This is a genomic window from Streptomyces sp. P9(2023) (assembly GCF_032436795.1).
Taxonomy (GTDB): Bacteria; Actinomycetota; Actinomycetes; order Streptomycetales; family Streptomycetaceae; genus Streptomyces.
In genome coordinates this window covers 1-262 of the sequence record NZ_JAUPWM010000575.1, presented here as the reverse complement: position 1 = coordinate 262, position 262 = coordinate 1, and the positions used below count along the sequence as shown (strand labels likewise).

1 protein-coding gene is annotated in these 262 nt (G+C 42.0%); it reads left to right on the top strand.

All coding sequences use genetic code 11. The features are described 5' to 3' along the window. On the top strand, nt 1-262 hold a 262-nt coding region (locus tag Q5762_RS38740; protein ID WP_315897009.1), incomplete at both ends, for a hypothetical protein.

The window sequence follows — 262 nt, the reverse complement described above, 5'->3', positions numbered from 1 at the left end:
CTTTGCTGTTGGCCGGGTGAGAAATTTAGAAAGCGCTGGCGAAGAGCTTAGCGAAGATGACATTGACAAAATGGTTCACAGTTTAATTTGGCCATTAGTAGTATTACGTGAAAAACTCTTTGAATTTAAAAGTGGTGTTCTATGGAATATTGCTCTATATACTCCACAAGATGACGGAAACTTAGTGCCTGTTTGGAGAATGCACGACAAAAGAATCGAGGTTAAAAACCGTGCATGGCCTCCCGGTTTCGGAGTTGTTGGC